At 73.5% G+C, this 25,977-nt stretch carries 18 protein-coding genes; 7 read left to right on the top strand and 11 right to left on the bottom strand.

The window, feature by feature from the left end; translation table 11 throughout:
* Nucleotides 1-4: 4 nt before the first annotated feature.
* The gene (locus tag ACSDG8_RS29370) at nucleotides 5-685 is read right to left on the bottom strand and encodes an L-ribulose-5-phosphate 4-epimerase (protein WP_210892334.1); all 681 of its coding nucleotides are present in this window, start codon (nucleotides 683-685) and stop codon (nucleotides 5-7) included.
* Nucleotides 682-2,364: a ribulokinase gene (gene araB, locus ACSDG8_RS29365; RefSeq protein ID WP_210892332.1), complete on the bottom strand. Its 1,683-nt coding sequence runs from the start codon at nucleotides 2,362-2,364 to the stop codon at nucleotides 682-684. Before araB ends, ACSDG8_RS29370 begins: the two co-directional genes overlap by 4 nt.
* 644 nt (nucleotides 2,365-3,008) lie before the next feature.
* Between araB and ACSDG8_RS29360 the strand changes: the two genes are divergently transcribed.
* On the top strand, nucleotides 3,009-4,664 hold the full coding sequence (locus ACSDG8_RS29360; RefSeq protein ID WP_210892330.1) for a glycoside hydrolase family 27 protein: 1,656 nt from the start codon (nucleotides 3,009-3,011) through the stop codon (nucleotides 4,662-4,664).
* A gap of 59 nt (nucleotides 4,665-4,723) precedes the next feature.
* Here ACSDG8_RS29360 and mmsB read toward each other — a convergent pair whose 3' ends face one another.
* The 7 genes from mmsB to rph all read right to left on the bottom strand — a co-directional run bounded on the left by mmsB (nucleotide 4,724) and on the right by rph (nucleotide 14,631).
* Nucleotides 4,724-5,971, bottom strand: coding sequence for a multiple monosaccharide ABC transporter permease (mmsB, locus tag ACSDG8_RS29355; protein WP_174533638.1), 1,248 nt, complete (start codon nucleotides 5,969-5,971; stop codon nucleotides 4,724-4,726).
* Nucleotides 5,968-7,506 (bottom strand): multiple monosaccharide ABC transporter ATP-binding protein, encoded by a 1,539-nt coding sequence (gene mmsA / locus ACSDG8_RS29350; protein ID WP_210892328.1) that lies wholly within the window; start codon nucleotides 7,504-7,506, stop codon nucleotides 5,968-5,970. The genes mmsB and mmsA overlap by 4 nt, the downstream gene beginning before the upstream one ends.
* A gap of 84 nt (nucleotides 7,507-7,590) precedes the next feature.
* Entirely contained in the window at nucleotides 7,591-8,730 is a 1,140-nt protein-coding gene (gene chvE, locus ACSDG8_RS29345; RefSeq protein ID WP_210892326.1) for a multiple monosaccharide ABC transporter substrate-binding protein, read from the bottom strand.
* A 193-nt stretch (nucleotides 8,731-8,923) separates the two neighbouring features.
* Entirely contained in the window at nucleotides 8,924-10,276 is a 1,353-nt protein-coding gene (locus ACSDG8_RS29340) for an endo-1,4-beta-xylanase (protein WP_210892324.1), read from the bottom strand.
* 178 nt (nucleotides 10,277-10,454) lie between these two features.
* Nucleotides 10,455-11,549, bottom strand: coding sequence for an oxidoreductase (locus ACSDG8_RS29335; RefSeq protein WP_210892322.1), 1,095 nt, complete (start codon nucleotides 11,547-11,549; stop codon nucleotides 10,455-10,457).
* Nucleotides 11,550-11,591: 42 nt separating this feature from the next.
* Complete coding sequence (locus ACSDG8_RS29330; protein ID WP_439427453.1) at nucleotides 11,592-11,966, bottom strand: MerR family transcriptional regulator; 375 nt, start codon at nucleotides 11,964-11,966, stop codon at nucleotides 11,592-11,594.
* A gap of 49 nt (nucleotides 11,967-12,015) precedes the next feature.
* Complete coding sequence (rph, locus tag ACSDG8_RS29325) at nucleotides 12,016-14,631, bottom strand: rifamycin-inactivating phosphotransferase (RefSeq protein WP_439427452.1); 2,616 nt, start codon at nucleotides 14,629-14,631, stop codon at nucleotides 12,016-12,018.
* 307 nt (nucleotides 14,632-14,938) lie between these two features.
* Between rph and ACSDG8_RS29320 the strand changes: the two genes are divergently transcribed.
* Both ACSDG8_RS29320 and ACSDG8_RS29315 read left to right on the top strand, forming a co-directional pair.
* Nucleotides 14,939-19,090: a SpoIIE family protein phosphatase gene (locus tag ACSDG8_RS29320; protein ID WP_439427451.1), complete on the top strand. Its 4,152-nt coding sequence runs from the start codon at nucleotides 14,939-14,941 to the stop codon at nucleotides 19,088-19,090.
* Nucleotides 19,087-19,386 carry an STAS domain-containing protein gene (locus ACSDG8_RS29315; RefSeq protein ID WP_210892313.1) on the top strand — a complete coding sequence of 100 codons (300 nt, stop codon included), beginning with the start codon at nucleotides 19,087-19,089 and terminating at the stop codon, nucleotides 19,384-19,386. Before ACSDG8_RS29320 ends, ACSDG8_RS29315 begins: the two co-directional genes overlap by 4 nt.
* 13 nt (nucleotides 19,387-19,399) lie before the next feature.
* On the opposite strand, the gene ACSDG8_RS29310 is transcribed toward ACSDG8_RS29315, so the two are convergent.
* Complete coding sequence (locus tag ACSDG8_RS29310) at nucleotides 19,400-20,281, bottom strand: universal stress protein (RefSeq protein ID WP_210892312.1); 882 nt, start codon at nucleotides 20,279-20,281, stop codon at nucleotides 19,400-19,402.
* Nucleotides 20,282-20,314: 33 nt separating this feature from the next.
* Nucleotides 20,315-22,972 (bottom strand): cation-translocating P-type ATPase, encoded by a 2,658-nt coding sequence (locus tag ACSDG8_RS29305; protein ID WP_210892310.1) that lies wholly within the window; start codon nucleotides 22,970-22,972, stop codon nucleotides 20,315-20,317.
* Between the two features lie 112 nt (nucleotides 22,973-23,084).
* Here ACSDG8_RS29305 and ACSDG8_RS29300 point away from each other — a divergent pair, with 112 nt between their 5' ends.
* The 4 genes from ACSDG8_RS29300 (at nucleotide 23,085) to ACSDG8_RS29285 (ending at nucleotide 25,976) form a co-directional block, all read left to right on the top strand.
* Nucleotides 23,085-23,897 (top strand): hypothetical protein, encoded by an 813-nt coding sequence (locus ACSDG8_RS29300; RefSeq protein ID WP_247678082.1) that lies wholly within the window; start codon nucleotides 23,085-23,087, stop codon nucleotides 23,895-23,897.
* 41 nt (nucleotides 23,898-23,938) lie between these two features.
* Nucleotides 23,939-24,127, top strand: a complete 189-nt coding sequence (locus ACSDG8_RS29295; RefSeq protein ID WP_439427450.1) for a ribonuclease — start codon at nucleotides 23,939-23,941, stop codon at nucleotides 24,125-24,127.
* Between the two features lie 35 nt (nucleotides 24,128-24,162).
* Nucleotides 24,163-24,636 (top strand): hypothetical protein, encoded by a 474-nt coding sequence (locus ACSDG8_RS29290; RefSeq protein WP_439427449.1) that lies wholly within the window; start codon nucleotides 24,163-24,165, stop codon nucleotides 24,634-24,636.
* 77 nt (nucleotides 24,637-24,713) lie between these two features.
* Nucleotides 24,714-25,976: an MFS transporter gene (locus tag ACSDG8_RS29285; RefSeq protein ID WP_439427448.1), complete on the top strand. Its 1,263-nt coding sequence runs from the start codon at nucleotides 24,714-24,716 to the stop codon at nucleotides 25,974-25,976.
* The last annotated feature ends 1 nt before the right edge of the window (nucleotide 25,977 follow it).

The raw sequence follows: 25,977 nt of genomic DNA, 5'->3' as shown, positions 1-25,977 counted from the left end.
GGGGTCAGGGCGCCGGCGGGCGTTGGCCGTAGACGTTCTGGTAGCGGTCGTAGAGCGAGTCGATGTCGGCCGGCGCGATCGGCAGCGGCTGCCCGAGCGCGCGGGCCAGGTGCGCGGTGCGGGCGACGTCCTCGCACATCACGGCGGCCTTGACCGCCGCCCGGGCGTCGGAGCCGATGGTGAACACGCCGTGGTTGCGCATGAGCACCGCGGGCGAGCGGTGCCCGGACAGCGTGCTGACGATCCCCTTGCCGATGTCGTCGCCGCCGATCAGCGCGAACGGCCCGATCGGGATCTCGCCGCCGAACTCGTCGGCCTGCGCGGTCAGCCAGCACGGGATCGACTCGCCCCGGGCCGCCCAGGCGGTGGCGTAGCCGCTGTGCGTGTGCACCACGCCGCCGACCTCGGGCATCGCCCGGTAGACGTAGGCGTGCGCGGCGGTGTCGCTGGACGGCGAGCCGCCCTCGACGACCACGCCGTTGAGGTCGCAGACCACCATGGTCTCGGCGGTCAGGTCGTCGTAGTCGATCCCGCTGGGCTTGATGACCATCAGGTCCTGACCGGGTACGCGGGCCGAGACGTTGCCGGAGGTCCAGGCCACCAGGCCGTTGCGGGTCAGCTCGCGGTGCAGGCGGGCCACTGTCTCGCGCAACGCGGCGACCTGGCCGACCACGTCGGTGCTCATCCGACCACCTCCAGGCTCGCGGGGGTACGCGCCGGGGCGGCGTCGGCCGCCGCGTTGCGGATCGCCCGCAGGCGCAGCATGACGTCGTTCGCGCCACGGCCGAAGTGGTCGTGCAGCGCGCGGTACTCGGCGTAGAGGGCGTCATAGGCCCGGACGTTCTCCGGTACGGGCCGGTAGACGGCTTCCTCGATCCGTCCCATGGCGGCGGACGCCTCGTGGATCGTCGGGTACTCGCCGGCCGCGACCGCCGCGTGGATGGCCGAGCCGAGCGCCGGCCCCTGGGCGGAGCCGATGATGCTCAGCGGCCGGTTCGTGACGTCGGCGTAGATCTGCATCAGCAGCCGGTTGGAGGTGAGCCCGCCGGCTACCACCAGGTCGTCGACCGGCACTCCGGCCTGGGCGAACGCCTCGACGATCATCCGGGTGCCGTACGCGGTGGCCTCCAGCAGCGCCCGGTAGACGTCCGGCGGCCGGGTGGCCAGCGTCAGCCCGACGACCATCCCGCTGAGGTCGTGGTTGACCAGCAGGGACCGGTTGCCGTTCCACCAGTCCAGCGCCACCAGGCCGTGCGCGCCGACCGGCTGGGCCGCGGCGGCCTCGGTGAGCCGCTCGTGCGAGTCGAACCCGGCCGGGGCGCCGTGGCGCACGAACCAGCCGAAGATGTCCCCCACACCGCTCTGCCCGGCCTCGAAGCCCCAGGCGCCGGGGCTGATGCCGCCGTCGACCACGCCGCACATGCCCGGCACCTCGGCCGGGTGGGTGCCATTGAGCACGTGGCAGGTGGAGGTGCCCATGATGGCCACCAGCCGGCCGGGCCGCAGCGCCTGGGCCGCGGCGGCGGTGACGTGCGCGTCGACGTTGCCGACCGCGACCGCGATGCCCTCGGGCAGGCCGGTCCAGGCGGCGGCGCGGGCGTCGAGCGCGCCGGCCCGCGCGCCCAGCGGCAGCAGCGGACCGTCCAGCTTGGTCACGAAGTCGGTGAAGTCCGGGTCGAGCGCGGCCAGGTAGTCGGGTGAGGGGTACCGGCCGTCCTGCCGGATGCCCTTGTAGCCGGCGGTGCAGACGTTGCGCGTCTCGACCCCGCACAGCTGCCAGACGATCCAGTCGGCCGCCTCGATGAAGCGCTCGGCGCGCCGGTAGACCTCCGGGTCCTCCTCCAGGATCTGAAGGCCCTTGGCGAACTGCCACTCCGCCGAGATCTTGCCGCCGTAGCGGCCGATCCACGGTTCGGCCCGCTCGTGCGCCAGCGTGTTGATCCGGTCGGCGTGCGGCTGCGCGGCGTGGTGCTTCCAGAGCTTGACCCAGGCGTGCGGCCGGTGGCGCAGTTCCGGGATCTCGCACAGCGGCGTGCCGTCGGCGAGCGTCGGCAGGACGGTGCAGGCGGTGAAGTCGATGCCGATCCCGACCACCCGGGCCGGGTCCACACCGGCCGCGGCGAGCGCGGCCGGCACGGCGTGGCGCAGCACGTCGCGGTAGTCGTCGGGATCCTGCAGCGCCCAGTCCGGCGGCAACGCCGGGCCGTCGTCGGGCAGCGTGGTCTCGATGACCCCGTGCCGGTACTCGTGCACCGCTGTGCCGAGTTCGGCGCCGTCGCGGACCCGGACCACCAGCGCCCGGCCGGACAACGTGCCGAAGTCGACCCCGATCACGTACCGGTCGGACGCGTCCACTTCGCTCATTTGCACCTCCGCCGTGTCACGGAGTTAGTGTTAGCGCTCACATACACATCCGTCAAGACACGTCCGGGCAACAGCTACGTAACGAGGAGCGCCGCCCGGAACCGGCGCCCGACGGCCCGCGTGGACCGGCACGACCGCCCGCCGGGGAGATCCACGCCGAAGGGTGCCGGCGAACCCCGGCGCGCCCTCTGTTAACGACAACAATCAATGGAACTTCCGGAAATTCTCTCGGCGGCTCTCGCGCCCCCGGCCGAAACGCCGGGACCCCGCCGTACGGCCGCTCAGAGGGCCTTTCAGCGGCCTTTTCTCCCGCCGCGACACACTAGGCCGTCGGTCGGCGCGGGTGGCGCGAGGCCCGCTCTCCTATTTACAGCTCTTGATGTCAGCGATAACATTTTCGCCATCCCACACGCTGTGGCGCCGCCGTCCGGGAAACCCCGGCGCCGCAGCGGGGCGGCGACGGACGGCGACCCCGTCGACCGCCGGAACCCCCACCACCCACGAGCGCCCGCCGGCACCGTCCGGCCCTCTGGAACTGCCGTGCCGCGTCCGTCCCCGTGAATCACGGGCGACGCCGTGCGACCGGCGGGCCGCTCCCTTCCGGGCACCGGCACGGACGGCGCCCGGCCACCGAGGAGGACCCAGTGCGCAGATGGACCCGACGGACGCTCGCCGTCCTGGGTGTCGCGGCGGTGGCGCTCGCAGCCACCGTCACCGACGGGGCAGTCGCCCCACGCCCGGCCCGGGCGCTGGACAACGGCGTCGCCCGTACGCCGCCGATGGGCTGGAACACCTGGAACACGTTCGGCTGCAACATCAACGAGACCCTCATCCAGCAGACCGCCGACGCGATCGTCTCCAACGGACTGCGCGATCTCGGGTACAAGTACGTCGTCGTGGACGACTGCTGGTTCAACCCGAACCGGGACGCGCAGGGCAACCTCCAGGCGCACCCGCAGCGGTTCCCCAGCGGGATGAAGGCGCTCGGTGACTACCTGCACGCCCGGGGCCTGCTGTTCGGCATCTACCAGGTGCCGCTGGACAAGACCTGCGCCCAGGTCGGCGGCGCGTTCCCCGGCGCCACCGGCAGCCTCAACCACGAGTACCAGGACGCGCGGCAGTTCGCCGCGTGGGGCGTGGACTACCTCAAGTACGACTGGTGCTCCGGCACCGGGACGATCAACGACCAGGTCGCGCGGTTCGGCATCATGCGCGACGCGCTGGCGTCCACCGGCCGGCCGATCGTCTACAGCATCAACCCCAACAGCTACCACGCGAAGACCGGGCCGCAGCGCAACTGGAGCGACGTGGCGAACCTCTGGCGGACCACCGAGGACATCACCAACGCGTGGAACACCGGCCAGACCAACGGCTACCCGATGGGCATCCAGAACATCGTCGACGTCACGGTGCCGCTGGCCGGGTACGCCGCCCCCGGCGGGTTCAACGACCCGGACATGCTCGAGGTCGGTCGCGGGGGCATGAACGACACCGAGATGCGCAGCCACTTCGCGCTCTGGTCGATGCTGGCGGCGCCCCTGATGATGGGCCACGACGTCCGCTCGACGAACGCGGCCACGCTGGCGATCCTGCGCAACGCCAACCTGGTCGCGATCAACCAGGACACGCTCGGCCGCCAGGCGGTCCAGGTCTCCTTCGACGGCACCCGGCGGGTGCTGGCCAAGCCGCTGGCCAACGGCGACGTGGCGGTCGCCCTGTTCAACCAGGGCAGCTCGACCACCACCGTCTCCACCACGGCGGCGGCGATCGGCAAGAGCGGCAGCTCGTTCACGCTGCGCGACGCCTGGACCGACGCCACCTCCGGCACCAGCGGCGCGATCTCCGCCAGCGTCCCGGCCCACGGCACCGTGGTCTACCGGGTCAGCGGCGGCGGCACCACGACCCCGCCACCGGTCCCGACCACGTTCCGGCTGCGCAGCGAGTCGTCCGGCCGGTGCCTCGACGTCGACAACGCCGGCACCGCCAACGGCACCGGCACGCTGATCTGGGACTGTCACAACAACGCCAATCAGCAGTTCACGGCCAACGGGCAGGCGTTGCAGGTGCTCGGCAAGTGCCTGGACGTGCCGACGAACGCGACCGCCGGCACCCGGGTGCAGATCTGGGACTGCAACGGCGGCACCAACCAGCAGTGGACGATCAACGGCAACGGCACGGTGAGCAACGTGCGCTTCCCGTCCCTGTGCCTGGACGTGGACAACGCGGGCACCGCCAACGGCACCCGGGTGATCGTCTGGACCTGCCACGGCAACACCAACCAGCGGTGGAGCCGCGCGTGAGCGGCTGCGGCCGGTGAACGGCGGTCGGCCGGACGAAGGGGCGAGCGTCCGGCCGGCCGTCACCGGGCGCCGGCCGCCCGGCGCTTGTTCCAGATGTCGAACGCCACCGCCACGAGCAGGACGAGACCCTTCACCACCGACTGGACGGACTGGTCGACGCCCATGAGCTGCATTCCGTTGCTCATCACCGCCATGATCAGGCCACCCACCATGGCGCCGACAACGGTGCCGACCCCGCCGGTGACCGCCGCGCCGCCGATGAAGGCCGCCGCGATCGCGTCCAGCTCGAACATGTTGCCGGCGGCCGGTTGGGCGCCGTTGGACCGGGACGAGTAGATCACGCCCGCCACGGCGGACAGGAAGCCCATGTTGACGAAGATCCAGAAGTTGACCCGCTTCACCCGGACGCCGGACAGCATCGCCGCGGGCAGGTTGCCGCCGATCGCGTACACCTGCCGGCCGAACACGGTACGGCGGGTGAGCAGGCCGTAGATCAGCACCAGCACGGCCAGCACGATGAGCACGATCGGCAGGCCGCGGGCGTTGGCGAGCTGCCAGGCGAACCACATGACCACGGCGCCGACCACCACGATCCGCAGGACGAACAGCGGGAACGACTCCACCGGCTGCTCGTGCCGCACCCGGGCGACCCGGGTCCGGAACACGGCCACCGCGTACCCGACGACGGCGAACGCGCCGATGAACAGCGTGAAGGCGTCGTAGCCCTCGCCGCCGAGCAGTCCGTTGAGGAAGCCGGCGGCGACCCGCTGGTACTCCTCGGGGAACGGCGACAGCGAGATGTTGTCCAGCACCCGCAGCGTGAGGCCGCGGAACAGGAGCATGCCGGCCAGGGTGACGATGAAGGCCGGGATCCCGGCGTACGCGACCCAGAGCCCGTGCCACGCGCCGACCGCGACGCCCACCGCGAGCGCGGCCAGCACGCCGGCCCACCAGGGCATGCCTTCCCGGATGACGAGCACCGCGGAGACCGCTCCGGTGAGCGCCACCACCGATCCCACGGACAGGTCGATGTGGCCACCGATGATCACGATGACCATGCCGATCGCGAGCACCAGGATGTAGGAGTACTGGAGCACGATGTTGGTGAGGTTGCCGGGGCTGAGCGAGACGCCGTCGGTGAGGACCGCGAACAGCGCGACGATCACCACCAGGGCGATGTAGATGCCGCTCTGCCGCAGGTTGCCGAGGATCAGCGTGCGCGGGTCGCTGGTGCCGGTGTGCAGGCTGGCGGCCGCGCCGGTGTCGGGCGTGGCGACCTTCTGGGGCGTGGGCTTCGTGCTGGTCATCGGACGAGATCCCTGTCCTTGGTCATGAGTTCCATCAGGTTCTCCTGGGTGGCCTCGCTCACCGGCACCTCCCCGGTGATCCGGCCGGCCGCGAGGGTGTAGACGCGGTCGCACATGCCGAGCAGCTCGGGCAGTTCGGAGGAGATGAGGACCACCGCCTTGCCCTCGGCCACCAGCCGGTTGACGATCGTGTAGATCTCGAACTTCGCGCCGACGTCGATGCCCCGGGTCGGCTCGTCGAGGATCAGCACGTCCGGGTCGGTGAACAGCCACTTCGCCAGCACGACCTTCTGCTGGTTGCCGCCGGAGAGCTTGCCCACCACCGACATCACGGTCGGCGCCTTGATGTTCATGTCGCGCCGGCCCCGCTCGGCGACCTGGATCTCGCGGTTGCCGTCGATCCAGCCGTTGCGGGCGAGCTTGCCGAGCGCGGCGGCCGAGACGTTACCCCGGACGTCGTCGATGAGGTTGAGGCCGTAGTGCTTGCGGTCCTCGGTCGCGTACGCGATGCCGTTGGCGATGGCCTCGGCCACCGTGCGCGCCCGCGCCTCGCGGCCCTTGAGGAAGAGCCGGCCGCTGATGTCCCGGCCGTAGGCCCGGCCGAACACGCTCATCGCCAGCTCGGTTCGCCCGGCCCCCATCAGGCCAGCGATGCCGACGACCTCACCGGCACGCACGTGCAGCGAGGCCCGGTCGACCACCAGGCGGTCCTGGGTCGGGTGCCGCACCGTCCAGTCCTCGATCCGCAGCACCTCCTCGCCGGGGGTCACGTCGCGGGTCGGGTAGAAGGTGGCCAGGTCGCGTCCGACCATGCCGCGGATGATGCGGTCCTGGGTCGCGGCGCCGTCGGTCATGTCCAGCGTCTCGACGGTACGGCCGTCGCGGATCACGGTGGTCGAGTCGGCGATCGCCGTGATCTCGCCGAGCTTGTGCGAGATCATGATGCAGGTGATGCCCTGGTCACGGAGGCTGCGCATAAGGTCCAGCAGGTGCGCCGAGTCGACGTCGTTGAGCGCCGCGGTCGGCTCGTCGAGGATCAGCAGCCGCACCTTCTTGGACAGCGCCTTGGCGATCTCCACCAGTTGCTGCTTGCCGACGCCCAGCTGGATGACCGGGGTGACCGGGTTCTCGTGCAGCCCGACCGAGCGCAGCAGCGCCGCGGCCTCAGCGTTGGTGCGGTGCCAGTCGATGAGCCCGCCGCGACCCCGGCGCTCGTTGCCGAGGAAGATGTTCTCGGCGATCGACAGGTACGGCACCAGCGCGAGCTCCTGGTGGATGATGACGATGCCGCGTGCTTCGCTGTCCTGGATGCCCCGGAAGCCGACCGGCTCGCCGTCGAAGACGATCTGTCCGTCGTAGCTGCCGGCCGGGTAGACCCCGGACAGCACCTTCATCAGCGTGGACTTGCCGGCGCCGTTCTCGCCGCAGATCGCGTGGATCTCGCCGCGCCGTACGGCGAGCGAGACGTCCTGCAGCGCGGTGACCCCGGGGAAGGTCTTCGTGATGCCACGCATCTCGAGGATGTGGTCGCTCATGGGTGTCCGTCCTGCTCGTGGTCGTGATGTCCGGAGCGGGGCGGGCCCGGTGGCACGAACACGCCACCGGGCCCGGCGGTCGGATCAGCCGGCTCGGCCGGCGGCGACCTCCTGCTCGGTCAGGTAACCGGAGTCGATCAGGACGGACTTGATGTCCTCCTTGTAGACGGTCTGGACCGGCAGCAGGAACGCGGGCACGACCTTGACGCCGTTGTTGTACGCCTTGGTCTCGTTGGCCTTCGGCTCCTCCTTGCGCAGGAACGCCTCGGCGGCGATCACCGCCTGCTCGGCCAGCAGCCGGGTGTCCTTGAACACCGTGGAGCTCTGCACGCCGTCGTTGATGAGCTTGACCGACGCGACCTCGGCGTCCTGGCCGGTGACCACCGGCATCTTCTTGGCGCCGCCGCGGTAGCCGGCGTTCTGCAGGGCGGTGATGATGCCCCGGGACAGGCCGTCGAAGGGCGACAGCACGCCGTCGACCTTGCTGCCGTCGTTGTAGCTGGAGGTGAGCAGGTCTTCCATCCGCTTCTGCGCGGTCTCCTGCTGCCAGCGCAGGATGGCGGCCTGCTCGATCTTGGTCTGCCCCGACTTGACCTTCAGCGTCCCCGCGTCGAAGTACGGCTTGAGCGTTTCCATTGCGCCGTTGAAGAAGAAGCCGGCGTTGTTGTCGTCGAGCGAGCCGGCGAACAGCTCCACGTTGAACGGGCCGGTCGCGGTGCCCTTGGACCCGTCCTTGTTCAGCAGGCCGAGGCCGACCAGCAGCGCGTTGGCCTGCGCCACGCCCACCTTGTAGTTGTCGAAGCTGACGTAGAAGCTGACGTTCGGGCTGTTGCGGATGAGCCGGTCGTAGGAGATGACCGGGATCTTCGCGTCCGCCGCGGCCTGGAGCTGGCCGCTGAGCGCGGTGCCGTCGATCGGGGCGATGACCAGCACGTCCGCGCCCTGGGTGATCATCTGGTCGATCTGCTGCGACTGGGTGGGGATGTCGTCCCCGGCGTACTGCAGGTCGACCTTGTAGCCCTTCGCCTGCAACTTCTCCTTCACCGAGTTGCCGTCGGCGATCCACCGTTCCGAGGTCTGGGTCGGCATCGAGACGCCGATCGTCAGGTCGCCGGGCTTGGCGGAGCTGGTGTCCGAGCCGCCTCCGGCGCCCTCGCCGCTGCACGCGGCCAGGCTGATCGCGAGCGCGGCGCCGCTGACTGCGGCCAGGAATCGTCTGCGCACGAGCGTCCTCTCCCCTCCGTGGGCCCCTGTGACACAGGTAACCGTCACGGCGAGTGTTAACGCTCACAAGTTGCCCCGTCAACCAATCGCGCGAAATGTGCATGTCTCTTTCTTGTAACAGAGACGGCGCTCCAGGTAGGACGCGACAACCGGGACACGCGGGGGCGGCGCGTCGCGCCGCCCCCGCGCCGGTTCAGGAGGCGGAGCAGGTGGGCGTCATGCCCGATCCGCTTCCGTTGCCCTGGAACCCGAACTCGGTGCTCTGGCCGGCGCCGAGCTGGCCGTTGTACTCGACGTTCGCGAACCGCACCGTTCCGCTGTTACCGCTCGCGGTGGCGCTCCAGGTGTTGGTGATGCTCGCGCCGCCCGGCAGCGTCATGGTGACCGTCCAGCCCCGGGTGCCCGACGAGCCGGCTGTCACCTTCACGTTGGCGACGAAGCCACCGGTCCAGGAGTTCAGCGTCACCGAGGCCGTACACCCGCCCTGACCCGGCGGTGGCGTGGTCGGGTTGTTCGGCGGCGGGGTCGTGGTCGGCGGCGGGTTGTTCCCGCCCGCGTTGAGCGCGTCGAGCACGGCGTTGTACGCCGCCTTCTTGTTGCCCGAGCAGTCGAACAGCAGCGCGTTGTCCGAGCCGCGCCACGAGTCGCAGTCCCGCACGCCCCACACCGTGATGCCGGTGCAGCGCGACACCGCCAGGCAGGCCCGCGTGACGGCGGCGTAGATGTTCGCCTGGTTGCCGCCGGTCATCACGTCCAGCTCGGTGATCTGCACCTCCACGCCCAGGTCCGCGAAGCGCTGGAGGTTGGCCTGGTAGTCACCGGGGATCGTGGTGCCCAGGTGCGACTGGAAGCCGACGCAGTCGATCGGCACGCCACGCGACTTGAAGTCGCGCACCATGTTGTAGATGCCGGTCGACTTCGCGTTGATGCCGTCGGTGTTGTAGTCGTTGTAGCAGAGCTTCGCGCCCGGGTCCGCGGCGCGGGCCGCCCGGAACGCCGCCTCGATCCAGTCGTTGCCGGTGCGCTGCAGGTTCGAGTCGCGGCGACCGCCGCTGCCGCCGTCGGCGAACGCCTCGTTCACCACGTCCCAGGCGTAGATCTGCCCGCGGAAGTGGGTGGCGACCTGGGTGACGTGGTTGATCGCGGCGTTGCGCAGCGCGCTGCCGGACAGGCTCTGCGCCCAGCCCGGCTGCTGCTGGTGCCAGAGCAGGGCGTGCCCGCGCACGCTCATCCCGTTGGCCTTGGCGTGGCTGACCAGCCGGTCGCCGCCGGTGTAGGTGAACCGCCCCTGCTGCGGCTCGGTGGCGTCCCACTTCATCTCGTTCTCGGCCACCACGGAGTTGAACTCGCGGTTCAGCACCGTGGCGTACGTGTTGTCGGACAGCTTGCCGGTGGCGACAGCGGCGCCGAAGTAACGGCCCTTCTCGGCCGCCGCGGCGCGCAGCGTGGTGCCGGCGCTCGCGGCCGGTGCCAGGGCCACCGCCATGCCGGCGGCGAGCGCGCCGGCCAGGATGCCGGTGGTCAGCAAGGCTCTCTTTCGTCTCATGCGGATTCCTCTTCCGGGGTTACGCGATGGTGGTGGTGCGAGTCCCGACTCCGCGTCCGGTGACGGTGCCGGGGTACGACCAGCGCGGCTCGCCCGGTGAGCCTTGCGGCGCTCATGCCCTGCAATCGACTGTGAGCGATAACATCCCCCGACGTCAACCCCTCAGGGCACCCGGACCCTAGGGGTACACGTCCTCGTGCGCCTTGCGGTAGTCGACGATGTCGCCCGTCCGGCCGGCGGCGGCGTGCGTCACCCAGGCCGGGTTGCCGAGCAGCGCGCGACCCAGCGCGACCAGGTCGAACTCCCCGCTCGCCAGCCGCGCGACCAGGCCCGCCACCGACTCCGGGCCGCCCTCGCGCAGGAAGTCCCGCCGCAGCCCGACCGAGCCGACGGTGATCGACGGCAGGCCGGTGAGGCGCTTGGCCCAGCCGGCCAGGTTCAGCGCCGAGCCGGGGAACGCCGGCTGCCAGAAGCGGCGCTGGGAGGCGTGCAGGACGTCCGCGCCGGCCTCGGCGAACGCGCTGAGGATCTGCGCCAGCTCGGCCGGGGTCTCGGCGATCCGGGCGTCGAACGCCCGCTCCTTGAACTGCGAGAACCGCACGATCACTGGCCGGCCCGCCGGGACCTGCGCGCGTACCGCGCGCACCACTGCCGCCGGGAACGCCGCCCGCCGCGCCGGGGAGCCACCGAACGCGTCGGTCCGGCGGTTCGTGTACGGCCACAGGAACTCGTCCAGCAGGTAGCCGTGGGCGGCGTGGATCTCGATCGCGTCGAAACCGGCCCGGACCGCCACCGCTGCCGCGTCCGCGTACGCCGCCAGCAACTCGTCCGCGTCGGCGGTGGTCATCGCGTGCGGCGCGGGCCGGCCGGGCTCGCGTACCCCCGAGGGGGTCCACGCCGGACGGCCGTCGACCGGCTCGCGGAGGCTGCCCAGGTGCCACAGCTGTGCGGCGATCCGGCCGCCGGCGGCGTGCACGGCCTCGACCACGCCCCGCCAGCCCGCCTCGGCCGCGCCCGCCGTCATCCGGGGAACGGTGTCCTCGTGCCCGGCGCTCGGGTGGTCCACCAGCACGCCCTCGGTGACGATCAGGCCGATGCCCGCCGCGGCGCGGCGCCGGTAGTACTCGGCCATCTCCGGCGTCGGCACGCCGCCCGGCGCGCGGTTGCGGGTCATCGGCGCCATCACGAAGCGGGACGGCAACGACAGCCCGGCGACGGTGACCGGTTCCAGCAGCGGCGTCACCGGCGATCCGGTGTCAAGAGTCGCGTTCATGACCCGACGCTAGGAGTTGACACCGGTGTCAAGGGCAAGCGCTCAGGCCGCCGGGCTCCGGGTGTCGTCGGCCACAGCCACCGTCATGTCGGACACCACGTCGTCGAGCACCTCGACGGAGTGGGAGAGCCGCGCCATCTCGGCGAGCATCCGGGCCCGCTCCTCGCGCAGCCGGTCGGTGAGCCACGGGGTACGGATCTCCGGATCGGTCACGCACGGCAGCAGCTCGGCCATCCGGCGGCTGCTCAGCCCGGCCTCGAACAGCCGCTGGATCAGCCGGACCCGGTCCACCGCCGATTCGGCGAAGACCCGCTGGCCGCTCGCGGTGCGCATCGCGGCGAGCAGGCCCTGCTGCTCGTAGTACCGGATGGACCGGGCACTCACCCCGGTACGCGCCGACAGCTCCCCGATCCGCATCGCGCCCTCCCCGCTCGCCGGACCCCCATCATCGAGCATGCCGCGCCGGTCAGGACAGCAGCTCGACGTACCCGTCGGTGCCGTGCACGCGGATCCGCCCGCCGTCGGGGATCAGCCGGGTCGCGTCCGGCACGGCCACCACGGCGGGCAGCCCGTACTCGCGGGCGATCACCGCGCCGTGCGTCATCTGGCCGCCCACCTCGGTCACCAGGCCCGCGACGGCCACGAACAGCGGCGTCCAGCTGGGGTCGGTGTGCGCGGTGACGAGGATGTCGCCCGGTTCCAGATCGGCCCGGGCCAGGTCCGTCACGACCCGGGCCCGCCCCTCGACCACGCCGGCCGAGACCGGCAGCCCGGGCAGGGCGCCCGGGGGCACGTCCTCGCGCCGGTACGACCCGTTGAGCGCCTCGCCGTCGGAGGTGAGCACGCGGGGCGGGGTGAGCGCCTGGTGTGCCCGGAACTCCTCCCGGCGCCGGCGGATCAGCTCGGCGTCGGCCCGGCCGGTGGCCGCGACCTCGCGGAACTCGTCGAACGTGAGGTGGAATGCGTCCTCCGGGTCGGCGAGCACACCGGCGCGCGCCAGCCGGTCGGCCTCCCCGAGCAGCGCGCGCTTGTAGACGGCGTAGCGGCTCACGATGTCGTACTTCGGGTACTCGCGGTAGCCGATGAACGTGCGTACCCGGTTGATCATGCGCTGCGTCTCGGCGGCCTTGCGCTCGCCGTCGGGCAGCGCGCGCAGCCGGTCGAGCACCTCCCGGGCCTTCGCCTCGGCCCGTTCCCGGCCCTGCGCGAAGCGGCGCGCGGCCGCGCCCGGGGTGAAGGAGCGGACGTTGTCCAGGATCAGCGGCACGAGCGTGGCGGGGCGTTCGCTCCACCGTGGCCGGGTGATGTCGATCTCGCCGACGCAGCGCATGCCGTACCGGTCGAGGTAGCCCTCGACGGCCGCCCGCGCCCGCGCACCGCCGGGCAGTTTCGGCAGCTCGTCCAGGAACCCGTCGTCGGCGTGGTCGCGCAGGAACGCCACCACCTCGGGGTACGGGCGGATCACGTCGGCCACGTCGAGCAGCGCCAGTCCCATCTCGGAGGTGACGTTGCCGGGCGCGGAGAGCGTGAGCGTGTCGGCGGCGTCGCGCTCGCCCAGCCACTCCCCCAGCTTGTCGTTGAGCCACCAGGTGGCCTGGATCCCCGCCATGATCACCTGGATGCTCAGCGGGTCGGTGAGCACCCGCTTGTGCTCGGTGAACGCCTCGGTGAGGAAGTCGAACAGCTCGGGTCCGGAGCGGGCGCGGATGTCGCGCGCCAGTGCGGCGGCGGACTCCCGGCTGCGCGCGACGAGGCCGGTGACGATCGCCGGGTCGGTCTCGACCGGCGGCGGGCCGCCCGCCGGCGGCCCGGCCGGAACCGGGTCCGGTGCCGCCGGGGCCGAGTTCGGGGCCATCGGCACGACGTCACGCGCCAGCACGGTCTCCAGCGCGTCCCGGGTGAGCGGGTCGGCCCGGCCGACCAGGTCCAGGAACGCGGTCCGGCCCGCCGGGGTGGCCAGGTGCGGCGTGGCGTCGACGAACAGCCGGCCGCCCGCCTCGTACATCGTCGCCATGGCGGTGAGCCGCCACATCGACAGGCCCAGCGGCTTCATCGCGTCGGTCATCATCTGCTGGTGGCCGACCGACAGGTAGACGTGGAAGCTCCCGTCCGCGCCGGCCGCCGGCACCGGGAACAGCGTGGTGATCGGCCGGCTCTGCAGGATGTGCACGTCGTCGCCGGTGAGCGCCCACTCGACGTCCTGCGGGCGGCCGAAGCGCGCCTCGATCCGCCGGCCCAGCGCGGCGAGGCGTACCGCCTGCGCGTCGGTCAGCGCCGGCTGTTCCCGCCGCGCCGGGTCGACCGCCCCTTCCCGGGTGCCGCCGCCGGGCGCCGCGTACACGGCCCGCGCCTTGACGCCGATCGTCCTGGCGACCACCGCGCCGTCGCGCACCGTGAACACGTCCGGGTTCACCAGACCGGAGACCAGGGCCTCACCCAGGCCGAAGCCCGCCTCCACCGAGATCACCGTCCGGTCGCCGGTGACCGGGTCGGCGGTGAAGAGAACCCCGGCCGCGTCCGGGAAGACCATCCGCTGCACCACCACCGCCATGTCCACGGCGCGGTCGTCGACGCCGTGCCGCCGCCGGTAGGTCACCGCCCGCTCGGTGAACAGCGACGCCCAGCACCGGCTGACGTGCCGCAGCACCTCGGCCTCGCCCACCACGTTGAGGTAGGTGTCCTGCTGGCCCGCGAACGAGGCGGTCGGCAGGTCCTCCGCCGTGGCGCTGGAGCGCACGGCGTACGCGGCGTCCGCGCCGAGCGCCGACAGCGCGCCGGTGACCGCGGCCGCGACGTCGCCGGGCAGGGCGGTCCGCTCGATCGCGCGACGGACCTCGGCGGCGGCCGTCCGGAGCGCCGCCGGGTCGTCCGCGTCCACCCGGTCGAGCCGGTCCAGCAGGCCGGCCAGCGACGGCGTCCCCGCCAGGGCGAGCCGGAAGGCGTCGGTGGTGACGCAGAAACCGGCGGGCACGCGGACACCGTCGATCCGCGACAGCGCCCCCAGGTGCGCGCCCTTGCCGCCGACGGCCGCGATGTGCGTCTCGTCGATCGCGTGGAATTCCCGCACGTACTGTCCGGTCATCGCCGTGCCCCCGTTTTCGCAGCTCAACCGCATCCGGCCGATGATTCTGCGGGATGACCGGGGTCTTGCGGCAAGACCCGGGGTGCGATATATGTTGGCAGTGGCGAGGAGAGCTGTCTCCTCGCCTTCGTCTTGTGGTCCGCACGAACCCCTGCCCTCACCCCGGCGTCACGTGAGTCAGATCTCCCCACCCCGGATGGAGTGCCGGGGGCGCGACGGGGCAAGAAGCGACCACGAGGACGCGCCGTGGCGTGGCGTGGCGCGGACCGGACGAGCGGGATCGGTTGGGGTGGGGGAGACTCGGGCGATGAGCGGCGCAGACACCGACCCGCGTACGCGTGGCGACGTCTTCGCCGTCGACCGTGAGATCGGGCCCGACCTGGCGCGGGTCGACTGGTCCGCGCACCCGCTCGGGCCGCCGGACACCTGGCCGCAGAGCCTGCGGACCTCGGTGCGGATCCTGCTGTCCTCCCGGTTCCCGATGTGGATGGCGTGGGGACCGCAGCTGACGTTCTTCTGCAACGCCGCCTACCGGCGGGACACGCTCGGCCGCAAGTACCCGTGGGCGCTGGGCCGCCCGGCGAACGAGGTGTGGACCGAGATCTGGGACGACATCGGTCCCCGCGTCGACACCGTGCTGCGCACCGGCGAGGCGACCTGGGACGAGGGCCTGCTGCTGTTCCTGGAGCGTGACGGCTACCGGGAGGAGACCTACCACACGTTCTCCTACAGCCCGCTGCGCGACGACGACGGCAGCCTGGTCGGGATGCTCTGCGTGGTCAGCGAGGACACCGAGCGGGTCATCGGCGAGCGGCGGATGGCCACGCTGCGCGACCTCGGCTCTGACCCGAGCGTCGTCCGCACCGAGCAGGAGACGCTCACGTTCGTCAGCCGCCAGCTGGCCCGCAACCCGCAGGACCTGCCGTTCACGCTCACCTACCTGTACGACGACGGCGACGCCCGGCTGGTGGAGGCGACCGGGCTGGCGGCCGGCCACCCTGCGGCCCCGGCCACGCTGTCCCTCACCGACCCCGCCGCCCCGTGGCCGGCCGGCGCCGTCACCGAGGGCGAGTCGGTACGGGTGGCGCTCGACGGCCCGGTCTTCGCCGACCTGCCCGCGGGCGTCTGGCCCGCCCCGCCGGCCGAGGCCCTGGTGGTGCCGCTGCGGCAGCAGGGCGGCGCGCCGTACGGATTCCTGGTGGCGGGGCTGAACCGCTACCGGGCGCTGGACGACGGCTACCGCGGCTTCGTGGACCTGACCGCCGGGCACCTGGCGACCGGCATCGCCAGCGCCCGCAGCTACCAGGCGCAGCAGCGGCGGGCCGAGGAGCTCGCCGAGCTGGACCGCGCCAAGACCGCCTTCTTCTCCAACATCAGTCACGAGTTCCGCACCCCGCTGACGTTGATCATGGGACCGGTGGACGAACTGCGCGGCCGGCTGCGCGACGCCGACGAGCGGGTACGCGCGGAGCTCGACGTCATCCGCCGCAACGGGCTTCGCCTGGGCAAGCTGGTCAACAGCCTGCTCGACTTCTCCCGGATCGAGGCGGGCCGGATGCAGGCCCGCTACGAGCCGGTGGACCTGGCCGCGGTGACCGCCGACCTGGCGAGCATCTTCCGGTCGGCGATCGAGCGCGCCGGACTCTCCTTCGAGGTCGACTGCCCGCCCCTGCCCGAGCCGGTGCACGTGGACCGGGGGATGTGGGAGAAGGTGGTGCTCAACCTGCTCAGCAACGCGCTGAAGTTCACCTTCGAGGGGACCGTACGGGTGCTGATGCGCACCGAGGACGGGATGGCCGTGCTGCGCATCGCCGACACCGGCATCGGCGTCCCGGCCGAGGAGATGCCGCGCCTGTTCGAGCGGTTCCACCGCATCGAGAACGCCCGCTCCCGCTCCGACGAGGGCAGCGGGATCGGCCTCGCCCTGGTCAAGGAGCTGATCTCGCTGCACGGCGGCGACATCGACGCCCACAGCACCGTGGGCGGCGGCACCACCTTCACCATCCGGGTGCCGTTCGGCACCGCCCACCTGCCCGCCGACGCGCTCGCCCCGGCCGGCGCCGGTCGCGCGCCGGTGTCCGCCGAGCCGTTCGTGCAGGAGGCGCTGCGCTGGCTGCCCGCCGACCCGGGCGCCTTGGCCGGTGGCGAAGACCCGGCCGCGGCGGACGGGCCGGTCCAGCCGCTGCCCGGTGGCGCGCCGGCCCGCGTCCTGGTGGCCGACGACAACGCCGACATGCGGGAGTACCTCACCCGGCTGCTCCGCTCGGCCGGGCACGAGGTGCACACGGTCGCCGACGGGCGGGCCGCGTTGGACGCCGCCCGCGCACAGCGGCACGACCTCGTGGTCAGCGACGTGATGATGCCCCGGCTCGACGGCCTGCAACTGGTGGCCGCGCTGCGCGCCGACCCCCGCACGGCCGGCACCCCGGTGCTGCTGCTGTCCGCCCGCGCCGGCCAGGAGGCCTCGATCGAAGGGCTGGAGGCCGGCGCCGACGACTACCTGGTCAAGCCGTTCCCGGCCGCCGAGCTGCTGGCCCGCGTACGCGCGAACGTGGAGCTGGCGCGGCTGCGCAACCACCACGCCCGCTGGCGCACCGCGCTCGTCGACTCGTTGCAGGAGGCGTTCTTCGTCTGCGACGAGGACGGCGCGGTCGTCGAGGTCAACGCGGCGTTCACCGACATCCTCGGCTACGGGACCGAGGGCCTGCCCTATCCGGCGGTGCAGCCGTGGTGGCCGGACCGGGAGGCCGAGCCCGAGGCGCACCGCCAGGTGGCCGACGCGTTCTCCGTGCTGGTCGGCCAGTCCCGGGGCACCTACACCGTGCCGGTGACCCACCGCGACGGGCACCGCATCTGGATCTCGGCCGCGTTCAACCAGGTCGACGACCCCGACAGCGGCCGGCGGATGATCGTGGGCACGTTCCGTGACGTCACCGCCGAGCACTACGCCGTCCAGCGGGAGACCGCCCTGGCCGGGCTCAGCATGCGGCTGTCGCACGCCGACGACCTCACCGACGCGCTGCTCGGCGTGCTGGACGAGCTGCGCAAGCTGTGGCGGGCCGCGGGCGTGCTCACCGCCGTCTTCGGCGACGAGCCCGCCCCCGAGGTGACCGCCACCGACCCGGCGGCCCGGTGGGAGACGCTGCCCGGCAAGCGCCGGCAGGCGCTGCTCGCGCTGCGGGACACCCCGCTGTTGACGCCGGTGGCGACACGCACGCACGGCGCCGGTATCGCCGTCGAGCACCCGCACGGCACCATGGCGCTCTGGATCGACCTGGGCGAGAAGCGGCCCTTCACCGAGCAGGACCAGACCCTGCTGGCGCTGCTGGCCGGCCACATCGGTCAGGGGCTGCACCGGGTGCACCAGATCGATCAGCAGCGGGAGACGGCGCTGGCCCTGCAACGGGCGATCCTCGGTCCGGCGCAACTGCCCGCCGGCTTCGCCGTGCGGTACTCCCCCGCGGCGGTGCCGCTGAAGGTCGGCGGCGACTGGTACGACACGGTGGAGTTGCCGGACGGGCGCATCGGCATCGTGGTCGGCGACTGCGTGGGACACGGCCTGCGGGCCGCCACCGTGATGGGGCAGTTGCGCAGCGCCTGCCGTGCCGTGCTGTTGCAGGACCCCAGCCCGGCCCGGACGCTGGCGGCGCTGGACCGGTTCGCCGCGCTGCTCCCCGGCGCGTCCTGCGCCACCGTCTTCTGCGGCGTCCTCGACCCGGCCACCGGCCTGATGCGCTACTCCAGCGCCGGTCACCCACCGGCCATCGTGGTCGGCGCCGACGGCACGCCCCAGCTCCTGCAGCACGGCCGGTCCCGGCCGCTGGCCGTACGTCCGGGTGAGGAACGCCCGGAGGCGGAGGCGACGGTGCCGCCACGCGCCACCCTGATGCTCTACACCGACGGCCTGGTGGAACGCCGCCGCCAGCCGATCACCGTCGGCATCGCCCGCGCCACCGACGCCATCCAGCAGGGACACCACGCGCCGGTGGAGGTGCTCGCCACGGAGATCATGGAGCGGCTCACCCCCGACGGCGGCTACCACGACGACGTGGCGCTGCTGCTCTACCGCCACCCCGGGCCGCTGGAGCTGGACTTCCCGGCCGAGTCGACGCGGCTGGCCGAGGTGCGCAGCGCGCTGCGGGGCTGGCTGGACCGCTGCGGGCTGGCCCCGGCCCACGCCTACAACATCCTGGTGGCAGCCGGGGAGGCGTGCGCCAACGCCATCGAGCACGGGCACCGCGACAACCCGGGCGGGCGGATCCGGCTGCGCGCCGCCGCCACCGCCGACAACCTGCGCCTGAGCGTCACCGACAGCGGTCACTGGCGGGAACGGGAGCAGGCTCCCGACCCGCACCGCGGCCGGGGGCTCGTGCTCATGCGCGCGCTGATGGACAACATCAGCGTCACCCCGGGAGCCACCGGCACCACCGTCGACATGCAGGCGAGGATCACCGCATGAGCGCGTCCCTGACTCTGACCACGAGCGACCGACCCGACGGCGTACGCGTGCTGACCGCCGCCGGCGAGATCGACATGAGCAACGCGTCGTCGTTCGCCGAGGCGCTGGCGGAGGAGGTACGGCCCGAGGGCGAACCCCTGGTCGTCGACCTCACGAAGGTCGAGTACCTGGACAGCGCCGGGCTGGCCGCGTTGTTCCCGCACGCGGACCGGATCGCGCTGATCGCCGGTCCGATGCTGGAGCCGCTGCTGACCATCTCCGGGCTCGCCGACCTCACCACCGTCCGCCGCGCCTGACGTCGCCGCCCGGTCAGGAGGCGTTGCGCACGATCACCAGCGGCGAGTGGGCGTGGTGCAGCACCGCGTGGCTGACCGAGCCGAGCAGCAGCCCGCCCAGCGCGCCCCGCCCGTGCGCGCCGACCACCACCAGTTGGGCGTCCTTCGACTCCTCGACCAGCACCCGGGCCGGGGCGCCGCGGAGCGACCGCTGTCGCACCGGCACGTCGGGGTAACGCTGCGACCAGCCGGCGATCGACTCGGCGACGACGCGCCGGGACTCCTCGGCGAGCGCCTCCGGGTCGTACACCAGGGGCAGGATGTCGCCGGGGCCCATCGGGGTGGGGTACAGCCAGGCGTGCACCACGATCAGCGAGGTGCCCCGGCGGGCGGCCTCCTCGTACGCGAAGCCGACCGCCGCCGTGGACAGCTCGGAGCCGTCCACACCGACCACGACGGGGCCGTCCGCGCGCGCCTCGCCGCGCGTCACCAGCACCGGGCAGTGGGCGCGGGCGGACACCTGGAGCGTGACCGAACCGATCAGCAGGCCGGCGAAGCCGCCCAGGCCGCGGTGGCCGAGCACGATCAGCGCGGCGTCGCGGGACTCGGCGACCAGCACCGCCGCCGGCGCGCCGTCGACGACCACACCGGTGACGGGTACGTCCGGCGCGACCTTGCCGGCCTCGGCGACCGCCTCGGTGACGCAGCGTTCGGCCTGGTTACGCAGGCCGGCGCCGGCGGGCGCGCCAGGGGCCGGGGTGAGCGGCGCGCGGGTCAGCGGCCAGATGAACGCGTGCACCACCTGCAGCGGCCGGTTCCGGTCGGCGGCCTCGCGGGCGGCCACCCGGACCGCGTCCAGCGAGGTGGCGGAGCCGTCCACGCCCACCACGACGGGGGCCTGCGAGTGGATTGTCATGTCGTCCTCCTTCACTGGTCCTCAGCCTGCCCGTCAGGCGGCGGGCCGGGCAGGGTCCGGGGCCCCGGTCCGGGGGCCGTTGGTCCCGTGGAAGCGGCGGGTCAGCCGCAGCACCAGCCCGGGCAGCACGCCGATCGCGGCGCAGGCGAGCAGGTCCAGCGCGCTGAGCGGGGACGTGCCGAGCAGCTCGCGCAGCGGCGGCAGCAGCACGCCCGCCACCTGGAGGACCGCGGAGATCGCCACCGCCACCGGCAGCGCGAGGTTGCGCTCACGGGAGCCCGGGGTGCGGATCGCGCGGACGGCCAGCGCCACGCCCAGCTGGGCCAGGCCGAGCACCACGAAGACCACCGACTGCCACGGCCGGTCCGTCGCCGCGGCCCACACGCCGGCGCCGAGCGTCGCGGCGGCGATGAGCGCGCCGGTGACCAGCACGTCCCGGCCGAGGCCGCCGCCGAGCACCGACTCCTGCGGCGAGCGGGGCCGGCGGTTCAGCGTGCCCGGCTCGGCCGGCTCCGCGCCCAGCGCCACCCCGGGCACCCCGTGGGTGAGCAGGTTGATCCAGAGGATCTGTGCCGGCAGCAGCGGGACGGGCAGCCCGAACAGTGGGCCGAGCAGCATCACCGCGATCTCGGCGACCCCGCCGGCGAGCGCGTAGCGCAGGAACCGGCGGATGTTGTCGTAGATGCGGCGGCCCTCGCCGATGGCGGTCGCCACAGTGGTCAGATCGTCGTCGACAAGCACCAGGTCGGCGGCCTGCCGGGCGACCTCGGTGCCGCCGCCCATGGCCACGCCGATGTCGGCGCGGCGCAGCGCCGGGGCGTCGTTGACGCCGTCGCCGGTCATCGCGACCACGTGTCCCCGGTCCTGGAGGCCGGCGATGATGTCGAGCTTCTGCTCCGGCTGGGTCCGCGCGTACACCCGGGTGTCGGGGTGGGCGCCGCCCGGGTCGCCGTCGTCGCCGTTGGCGAGCGGGTCGCCGTCGCGCCAGAGCCCGAGCCGGCCGCCGATGGCGGCGGCGGTCGCCGGGTGGTCGCCGGTGATCAGGACCAGCCGGATGCCGGCCTCCTCGAAGCCCGCGGCGATGCCGGGGGCGGCCGCGCGCAGCGGGTCGCCGACCGCGACCAGTCCCAGCGGGCGCAGGCCGGTCGGCCGGGCCGGGTCCGGCGCGGTGTCGACCACGGCGGAGGCGACCGCCAGCACCCGCAGCCCTTCGGCGGCGAGCCGGTGCGCGGCGTCGGTCAGCTCGGCCAGCTCCTCGGCGCCGGCGTCCATCAGCGGCGGGGCCAGCAGGTTCTCCGGCGCGCCCTTGCAGACCACGAGGTAGCGCCCGTCGCCGCGGCGGTGCACCGTGGTCATCCGGCGCAGGTCCTGGTCGAACGGGGCCTCCGCCACCCGGGGCCAGGCCTCGCGGGTGGTCTCCGGGTCGAGGCCGCAGCGGGCCGCGAACGTGACGAGCGCCGCCTCCAGCGGGTCGCCGATCGCCGTCCACTCCGGCCGCTCGTCGGTCGGCGGGGTCAGCGTGGCGTCGTTGCAGAGCAGTCCGGCGCGGGCCAGGCCGCGCAGCTCGTCGGGGGCGCTCACCGGCTCGCCCCGGTGGTGCACCTCGCCGTCGGGCGCGTAGCCGGTGCCGGTCACGGCGTAGCGGTCGCGGCCGGGCACGACGGCGTGCTGGACCGCCATCCGGCCCTCGGTGAGCGTGCCGGTCTTGTCGGAGGCGATCACGGTGACCGACCCGAGGGTCTCCACCGCGTGCAGCCGCCGGGGAATGGCCCGGCTGCCGGCCATCCGGCGCGCGCCCAGGGCGAGCGCGAGCGTGACGACGGCGGGCAGCGACTCCGGTACGGCCGCCACCACGAGGCTCACCGCGGTGACCGCCATCTGCGTGACGGGGCGTCCGTCGAACACGCCGATCGCGAAGACCAGCCCGGACAGCACCACCGCGGTCAGGCCGAGCACCCGGCCGAGCGAGGACAGGCGGCGTTGCAGCGGGGTGGGCGCCGGGCGGGTCGCGGCGACCAGAGCGCTGATGCGGCCCAGCGCGCTCGCCGCGCCGGTGCGCATCACGGTCCCGGTGGCGCGGCCGGTGGTGACCACCGTGCCGGCGCTCGCCTCCTCCCCCGCGACCCGGGTCACCGCCACCGACTCACCGGTGAGCGCCGACTCGTCCAGGCTGAGCCGCACCGCGTCGGTGAGGTCCAGGTCGGCGGGCACCACGTCGCCGGCCTCCAGCCGGACCAAGTCGCCCCGGACCAGGTCGGCGGCGGGCAGCACGAGGTCACGGCCGTCGCGGACCACCCGCGCGGTCGGCGCGGCGAGCCGGTCCAGCGCCGCCACCGCCCGGTCGGCGCGTACCTCCTGCACCACGCCGATCGCCGTGTTGATCAGGACGACCAGCACGATCACCGCGGTGTCGGGGTAGTCGCGCAGCAGCGTGGTCACCACGGCGGCGGCCAGCAGCAGCGCCACCAGCGGGTCGGTGAGCTGGCGGAAGATCCGGCCGGCCAGCCCGCGCTTGCGCGGCGCGGCCACCGTGTTCGGCCCGTCGGCGCGCAGCCGGGCGGCCGCCTCGGCCGAGCCGAGGCCGGTCGCGGGGGCTGGAGAGATCTCGGTGGGCGTCGCTGTGCCCTGCCCGCCGTTGCTCACCACATTGCCCTCCATGTCGTCGCCGCCCGCGCCGGGCACTCCCAGCATGCCGCGCGACCCTACGTGGGTCGCAGGGCCGTGGGCCTGTCGGACCCGGGACCAACGGCCCCCGCGGCAAACGGGGCAGCGCGGCGCGCGGCGCGTCGGTAACGTCCGCGCGATGAACCGGACAGGCTACGCCACCGGGCCGAAACCGCCGTCGCGTCACCGGACGGCCGGCTGGGCGCTCGCGGTGCTCCTGCTCGCGTCCGCCGGCTGCGGCAGCGGATTCGGGGAGCAGAGCGGCGACGATCTGGCGCGCGACACCGCGGCGGTGGAGGCGAAGCAGCTCAACACGGAGCTGGGGCACCGCAACCGGGTCCGCGACGCCGGGTCGATCGCGGCCGCCGAGATTGTCCAGCAGGAGCGGGACGCTACGTCGGGCGGAGGCGGGACGGTCCGGCGGGAGGCCCTGGCGTGGTCCGGCCGCACCGCCGGGGACGAGCGGGCCACCGTCGACGTCCGGTTCGTGGTGACGGTGCCGGAGCGGCCGCCGGTGTCGATCGGCGGCGCGAGCAACACCGCCGGCGAGGCCGCGCGCTGCTACCGGTACGAGTTCGAGCTCTACCGCTACACGACGTACCACGAGATCGACTGTCCGAGCGGCCCCGCTCCCTCGCCGCCCACCGCCGCGCCGGTGCCGAGGGTGCCCGAGGACGGGCGGCAGCGGCTCACCGCCGTGCTGCGCACGGCCACCCCGGACACGCTGGCGGGCGCCGTGCGGGCGGCCTTCCCGCAGGACTGGATCACCGTCGACACGACGGTGCACGAGGGCGCGCTGGTCGCCGCCGTCGGCGTACCGGCCGAACGGGACTGCCTCCTGCTCGTCCGCACACCGGCCGGGAAGATCGAATCCCCCGGGTACGACCGGATCTGGCTGGAGCCGGGCGAGACCGGCTGCCGGACCGCGCTGTACGTCGCGCCGCCGCGCTGACGTGCCGGTTTGCCGCGCGGCCGCCGGGGCACCTGACGGTCATGACTGATCCGGAGCAGTTCCAGCGGCAGCAGGAGGGCGCGCTCGAGCGCGGGCAGGTGTTCCAGGACGCCGAGGGACGGCGTACCCGGGACCCGGGCGCCGGGGCGGAGAACGCGGAGAGCGAGGCCGACCGCAACGCCGAGCGCCTGGCGCGCGGCGAGGTGGGCCCGGGCGTCCCGCAGGAATGACCGTCAGCGGCCGCCTGTCAATGTAGCGTTGACGGGTGGCCCTGGACCGCCTGTCCGAGATCGCCGCGGCCCGGGTCCGGCTGGACGACCACGAGCTGGATCTGATCGACCGGGCGCGACACGACGGCGTCACCTGGGCCGACATCGCGCAGGCCCTGGGCCTGGGCAGCCGGCAGGCCGCCGAGCAGCGCCGGCAGCGTCTCGCGGCGGCCCGGCGGGCCCGCGTGGCCCGGCTCGACCCGGCCGGCTCCCCCGGCGTGCCGGCGCTCCGGGCCGCCGTCGCCGACCTGCACCGCTGGATCGAGGCGGACCGCTCGTGGGACGCCCGCTTCCCCCGCGCGGCGTTGACGCGCCGCACCTGCGCGCTCGCGCTCGACGCCACCGCCGGGCCGCTGTACGCGCTGGCCGCGCACCTCGCCGACGACCTGGCCGGGGCCGGGCCCCGGCTGCCGGCCCCGGTACGCAACGCCGCCGGGCGCATCACGGCGACCCTGTCAACAGGACATTGACGCCACGCAGCGCTATTGCCCCACCCCGACTCAGGTCCCGAGGATGAGTCCTCCAGACTCAACTCTCGGGGGAACCCATGCGCCGCAACGCCAGCCTGTTCGTGGCCATCTCGCTGCTGTCCGGCCTGGGCGGCAGCGCCATGGCCCTGGTCTCCGGCATCTGGATCCTGGATCTGACCGGTTCCACCGGGCTCGCGGCGCTGGCCGGCCTCTGCGTCTACGCCCCGACGCTGGCCGGTCCCTGGCTGGGCGGCCTGCTCGACCGGGTGCCCCGGCGTCCCCTGGTGATCGGCGTGGACCTCGTGCTCGCCGCCGCGTTGCTGAGCCTGCTGGCGGTTCGCGGCCCCGGCGACGCGTGGCTGATCTACGCCGTCTCGCTCGCATACGGGATCGGCTACGTGCTCGTCGACGCCGGTGAGACCGCGCTGCTGCCCGCCGCGCTCCCCCCGGCCCGGCTGGCCGACGTCAACGGCTGGCGGTCGAGCGCGCAGGAGGGCATGAAGCTGGTGGCGCCGCTGGCCGGGGCGGGCCTGTACGCGTGGCGGGGCGGGCACGTCGTGGCGGTGCTCGCCGCCGTCGTACCGGTGCTCGTGGCCGTCCTGTACGGCGCGCTGCGCCTGACCCGGGCGGAACCCGCTCCCCCGGCCGCCCCCGCCGCCGGGCTGCGGGACGGGCCGGCCGCGCTCCTGGCCCGGCGGGCGGTACGCGTGCCGGTGGCGCTCGCGGCGGTGTCCATCGCGATGTCCGGCTTCACCACTGCGGCGCTGTACGACGTGGTGGTGACGGACCTGGCGCTGCCGTCGACGTTCCTCGGCGTGCTGGCCAGCGCGCAGGGCGGCGGCTCGCTGCTCGCCGGGCTGGTCGTCGGCCGGCTCGTGCGCCGCCGCGGTGAGATCGCGGTGGGGGTCGCCGGCGCGGTCCTGTTCGCCGCCGGCTGTCTGGGACGCTGCCTGCCGTGGTGGCCGGGCACGCTCGCCGCCTCGGTGGTGATCGGCGTCGGCCTGCCGTGGACGCTCGTCGCGGCGGTCACCGCCGTGCAGAGATACACGCCGCGGGCGATGCTCGGGCGGGTCGCCGGGACCGCGAACACGGCGATGTTCGGCCCGATCACGCTGGCCATCCCGCTCGGGTCGGCGGCGGTCGCCGTCGGCGGCCGGCCGCCGCTGGTGGCTGCCGCCGTGGCGTGCCTGGCCGCGGCGCTCGCGGCGGCTCGCGGCGGGCGCCGCCCGAGCGCGACCGCCGTCGGTGGCGGCGCCGGACTGCGGGCGGCCGACCGGGACCAGCGCGTGGTCGACGCCCGGGTCCGGACGGGACCGGATGCGGCCCGCCCCCAGGGGTGAC

This window comes from Micromonospora sp. LA-10, assembly GCF_051853095.1.
Lineage (GTDB): Bacteria > Actinomycetota > Actinomycetes > Mycobacteriales > Micromonosporaceae > Micromonospora > Micromonospora echinospora_A.
The sequence above is the reverse complement of the archived record's forward strand: the minus strand, read 5'-3'. Positions and strand labels throughout refer to the sequence as shown.

Bases quoted from the DNA above. Each gene is read 5' to 3' on its own strand.
- ACSDG8_RS29370 (WP_210892334.1), bottom strand. From the start codon at position 685: ATGAGCACCGACGTGGTCGGCCAGGTCGCCGCGTTGCGCGAGACAGTG.
- araB (WP_210892332.1), bottom strand. From the start codon at position 2,364: ATGAGCGAAGTGGACGCGTCCGACCGGTACGTGATCGGGGTCGACTTC.
- mmsB (WP_174533638.1), bottom strand. From the start codon at position 5,971: ATGACCAGCACGAAGCCCACGCCCCAGAAGGTCGCCACGCCCGACACC.
- mmsA (WP_210892328.1), bottom strand. From the start codon at position 7,506: ATGAGCGACCACATCCTCGAGATGCGTGGCATCACGAAGACCTTCCCC.
- ACSDG8_RS29340 (WP_210892324.1), bottom strand. From the start codon at position 10,276: ATGAGACGAAAGAGAGCCTTGCTGACCACCGGCATCCTGGCCGGCGCG.
- ACSDG8_RS29335 (WP_210892322.1), bottom strand. From the start codon at position 11,549: ATGAACGCGACTCTTGACACCGGATCGCCGGTGACGCCGCTGCTGGAA.
- ACSDG8_RS29330 (WP_439427453.1), bottom strand. From the start codon at position 11,966: ATGCGGATCGGGGAGCTGTCGGCGCGTACCGGGGTGAGTGCCCGGTCC.
- rph (WP_439427452.1), bottom strand. From the start codon at position 14,631: ATGACCGGACAGTACGTGCGGGAATTCCACGCGATCGACGAGACGCAC.
- ACSDG8_RS29320 (WP_439427451.1), top strand. From the start codon at position 14,939: ATGAGCGGCGCAGACACCGACCCGCGTACGCGTGGCGACGTCTTCGCC.
- ACSDG8_RS29315 (WP_210892313.1), top strand. From the start codon at position 19,087: ATGAGCGCGTCCCTGACTCTGACCACGAGCGACCGACCCGACGGCGTA.
- ACSDG8_RS29310 (WP_210892312.1), bottom strand. From the start codon at position 20,281: ATGACAATCCACTCGCAGGCCCCCGTCGTGGTGGGCGTGGACGGCTCC.
- ACSDG8_RS29305 (WP_210892310.1), bottom strand. From the start codon at position 22,972: ATGCTGGGAGTGCCCGGCGCGGGCGGCGACGACATGGAGGGCAATGTG.
- ACSDG8_RS29300 (WP_247678082.1), top strand. From the start codon at position 23,085: ATGAACCGGACAGGCTACGCCACCGGGCCGAAACCGCCGTCGCGTCAC.
- ACSDG8_RS29295 (WP_439427450.1), top strand. From the start codon at position 23,939: ATGACTGATCCGGAGCAGTTCCAGCGGCAGCAGGAGGGCGCGCTCGAG.
- ACSDG8_RS29285 (WP_439427448.1), top strand. From the start codon at position 24,714: ATGCGCCGCAACGCCAGCCTGTTCGTGGCCATCTCGCTGCTGTCCGGC.